4 protein-coding genes are annotated in these 4,054 nt (G+C 38.6%); 2 read left to right on the top strand and 2 right to left on the bottom strand.

Going from position 1 to position 4,054, the window contains the following annotated elements; translation table 11 throughout:
- The coding region (locus AC1DDX_RS24680; RefSeq protein ID WP_477622766.1) for a c-type cytochrome at positions 1 to 244 on the top strand (244 nt) is incomplete at its 5' end.
- A 114-nt stretch (positions 245 to 358) separates the two neighbouring features.
- Complete coding sequence (locus tag AC1DDX_RS24675; RefSeq protein ID WP_172663004.1) at positions 359 to 2,044, top strand: sodium/sugar symporter; 1,686 nt, start codon at positions 359 to 361, stop codon at positions 2,042 to 2,044.
- A gap of 127 nt (positions 2,045 to 2,171) precedes the next feature.
- Here AC1DDX_RS24675 and AC1DDX_RS24670 read toward each other — a convergent pair whose 3' ends face one another.
- Positions 2,172 to 3,530 carry a Gfo/Idh/MocA family protein gene (locus tag AC1DDX_RS24670; RefSeq protein WP_172663003.1) on the bottom strand — a complete coding sequence of 453 codons (1,359 nt, stop codon included), beginning with the start codon at positions 3,528 to 3,530 and terminating at the stop codon, positions 2,172 to 2,174.
- A gap of 9 nt (positions 3,531 to 3,539) precedes the next feature.
- Positions 3,540 to 4,054 (bottom strand): 3-keto-disaccharide hydrolase (locus tag AC1DDX_RS24665; protein ID WP_477622765.1); only part of this gene is annotated, 515 nt, incomplete at its 5' end.

The following is a 4,054-nucleotide window of genomic DNA, read 5'->3' as shown; positions in this document are numbered from 1 at the left end:
GGTTAAAGGTTTATTAACAAGCTATACTTGTACTGCTTGCCATAATCCTACAAAAAAACAAATCGGACCTGCATTTGCTGACGTTGCAAAACGTAAGTACACTGCAGAAAAGATTCTTTCATTGATCCACAATCCTCAGCCTCAAAACTGGCCGGGTTATGCAACAGAAATGCCACCAATGCCTCAGGTTACTAAAGAGGACGGTATTAAGATAGCAAACTGGATCAACTCTTTGAACAAATAAATGTCTGGAGTTCTATTGTCCAATTAATTTAATCGGCATTTCCCTTGAATATCTGTGGGGAATGCCGATTAATTTTATATTTTAGTCCCTCATTTCAAAAAACCAATATAAACAATGAATAAACTAGACTACCGCGATTATATTGTATTCTTTATATACTTTATAATCGTATCAGCTTATGGATTTTGGATCTACTATAAGAAGAAAACCAAAACCGCCGATTCAAAAGATTATTTTCTTGCAGAAGGCTCTTTAACTTGGTGGGCAATTGGTGCTTCTCTTATAGCCTCAAATATATCTGCTGAACAGATGATAGGTATGAGCGGATCAGGATTTAAGCTCGGCCTTGCAATTTCTGCTTATGAGTGGATGGCAGCAGCAACGCTAATTATTGTAGCTGTATTCTTTATGCCGGTTTATCTTAAGAACAAGATATTTACCATGCCACAGTTTTTAAGTCAGCGCTACAATGAAAAGGTAGCAATGATCATGGCAGTATTCTGGTTAATGCTTTACATTGTGGTAAACTTAATGTCTATCCTTTATCTGGGGGCTCTGGCCATTAGCGGTATATCCGATCTTCCAATTACTTTCTGTATCCTTGGGTTAGCCGTATTTGCTATTATCATCACTTTAGGTGGTATGAAAGTTATTGGTTATACAGATGTTATCCAAGTGTTTTTCTTAGTGCTTGGTGGTTTAGTTGCTTCTTATATTGCATTGAACATCATTTCTGGTCAGCAGGGTATTGTAAAAGGTTTCGCCATTTTAACTGACGGTGCATCAGAGCATTTCCACCTGATTTTTAAGAAGGACAATCCTAACTATATGGATCTTCCTGGTTTAAGTGTTTTAATAGGAGGTATGTGGATTGCTAACTTAAGTTATTGGGGATGTAACCAATACATCACTCAAAGGGCACTGGGCGCTTCTTTACCGGTTGCAAGGGCAGGTCTTTTATTCGCGGCATTCTTAAAAATGCTGATGCCTGTAATTGTAGTTATACCTGGTATCGCTGTTTATTATATTATTAAAGAAAAGATCCCGGCAATTAGTCCTGATAGTTTATTGACTTCATCGGGTGTTCAGGATCCGAATAAGGCATATCCTGCGTTGTTAGGTTTGTTGCCTGTTGGTTTAAAAGGACTTTCATTTGCTGCATTAACCGCTGCTATTGTTGCTTCTTTAGCTGGTAAAGCAAATAGTATTGCTACCATTTTTACATTAGATATTTACAAGAAAGCCTTTAATCCTGGTGCAGGTGAAGGAAGATTGGTAAACGTTGGTAAAATTACTGTAATCGTTTCTATGTTACTTGCTGTAGTATTGTCGCTAATAGTAGGAGATGCATTAATGGGCGAAGGAAAACAAGGATTCCAGTACATTCAGGAATACACAGGTTTTGTATCACCGGGTATTTTTGCCATGTTTATCTTAGGTTTCTTCTGGAAAAAAACAACTTCAAATGCAGCATTATTTGCTACTGTGGGTGGTTTTATTACCTCAGTAATCTTAAAATTCTTACCAGGATGGGTAGATTTAGCTCCTTTACATGATTACGGATGGTCTGTAGCTAACTCAGCTGGCGTATTTGAAATGCCGTTTATGGATAGAATGCTGATTGTATTTGCAGTCTGTGTAATCGGAATGTATTTCATCAGTATCTATGAAAACAAAAAAGGTGTTGTTACAAATGGATTAGAAGTTGATGCGAAAATGTTTAAGGTGTCTACATCTTTTGCAGTTGGCGCATTAATTATTGTAGCAATGTTAGTTGCATTGTATACTGCTTTCTGGTAGTAGTTAAGAACACTTACATAAAAAAGGCGCCTTGAATTATCAAGGCGCCTTTTTTATTGCTTTTGTCATTTCCGTCATCTCGACGATAGGAGAGATCTCTCCTGTCGTCGAGATGACGAGGCGTGTGCTAGTATTTAAACACTTTACCACCAACCATTACTTCCTGTGTTGCTTCATCAAACGTAGCCTTTTGGCCAGTTCTTGCTGATGCATTTGTCATAATGTTTGCAATAGAGTGATAGTAACCAGCTTCAACAGGAGCATTTGTTTCTTTTCTGCTGCGTACACATTCCATCCAATTGCGCATGTGAGCTGAAGTCAGTTTATCACCACCAGTATTAGCAGAAGCTGCTACCTTTTCGGCAATCTCAGTAAGCTTAAGTTCAGGCAGCAAATTAGCTTTCATATTCATTTCAGCAGCTGCTTTTGCAGTAAGTCCACCTCTAGGAGATACAGTATTGGTATTCAGGTTCATTTCTCCTCCATTCGAATAATAGATCTCAGCAGGGTTTTCATCGCCGTTGTGCATTCTTGAAGTAAATACCACCTGGAATCCATTATCAGGATCATTTGGCTTACCATAATCAAATACAGCAGTAGTAGTGTCCCAGTTTCTGCGACCATCTTTCCACTGATAAATACCACCATTAGCCACAACGCTTCTTGGGTGTTTCAAATCAGTAAACCAGTGCACCGTATCAATCTGGTGCGACATCCATTGACCAGGCATTCCAGACGAGAAAGGCCAGAACAAACGATACTCTAAATATTTACGTGGATCCCATTCCTCAAACGGACGGTTTAATAAGAAACGTTTCCAATCTGTATCTTCCTGTTTTAGTTTAGCTACAAGGTCAGGTCTGCGCCAGCGTCCGGGCTGGTTTACATTCCAGCTTAGCTCTACCATTGTAATATCACCAAACTTACCATCTTTTATAAACTGAGAAGCTGCTTTGTAGTTCGCGCCACTTCTGCGTTGCGAGCCAATCTGCAATATCTGTTTCGATGCTTTTACAGCTTTTAACGTTGCTCTTGCATCTTCCATAGTTTCAGCAAAAGGCTTTTCGCAATACACATCACACTTGGCGTTTACGGCTTCAATTGCATGAGACGCATGAGCAAAATCTGGTGAACTGATAATAACTGCGTCAATATCTTTTAAACTATACAACTCATCGTTATTGCGGCATGCAGTTATATTGTGCCCAAATTTTTCCTTTAAATGATCAACACCTAAACCGCGACGGTAATTCCACAAATCAGATACAGCAACCATATCAAAATTCAATTCTTTGTGGTGATTTAGGAAACTAGGCAACAGGGAACTTTTGAAGCGGTCAGAAAAGCCAACCACACCAACTCTTACTCGGTCATTTGCACCAATAATATTTCCATAACTTTTTGCACTTAAACCCATAGTACCTAAATAGGTTCCAGCAGCTGCGATGGCAGATTGCTTAATAAATTTTCTTCTTGAATCTAACATGATCTATGATTAAAGTTGTTTAATTTTTATACTTCTATACGAAACGTTATCGCCGTGGTCCTGAAGCAAAATATGCCCTTTAGGAGCCATGCCAAAGTTTTTCCAGTCTTTATACTTACTACCAGCAACTAAAGCAAGAAATTCCGGAGTTCCTCTGGTAAATTCTACAACCTTAAAGCCATTTAACCAGTATTCAATTCTGTTATCAGGGAATACTCTGATCAAACCTCTGTTCCACTCTCCAATTTTTCTTTGCGCATTAGGGATTTTTTTACTTGTAATAAGGTCATATAATGAACCGAGCGTACGGTTGCCGTTTTTACCTAGCTTAGCATCCGGATGTCTTTCATCATCAAGGATTTGATACTCCATGCCAATTGCTGAGCCCGTGTTTTTCTCAGACAGCGTTACAAAATATTTAACACCACTATTTGCACCTTCAGTAAGTTTAAAATCGAACTTCAACTGAAATGCACCATATTCTTTAACAGTAACAATATCACCACCATTAGTAGATTCTGCAC

The sequence above is a fragment of the Pedobacter sp. 10L46_2 genome (genome assembly GCF_056395165.1).
This window is presented reverse-complemented; position numbering and strand designations above follow the sequence as displayed.

Excerpts from the sequence above, each read along its gene's own strand:
- AC1DDX_RS24675 (WP_172663004.1), top strand. The coding sequence starts at position 359 with ATGAATAAACTAGACTACCGCGATTATATTGTATTCTTTATATACTTT.
- AC1DDX_RS24670 (WP_172663003.1), bottom strand. The coding sequence starts at position 3,530 with ATGTTAGATTCAAGAAGAAAATTTATTAAGCAATCTGCCATCGCAGCT.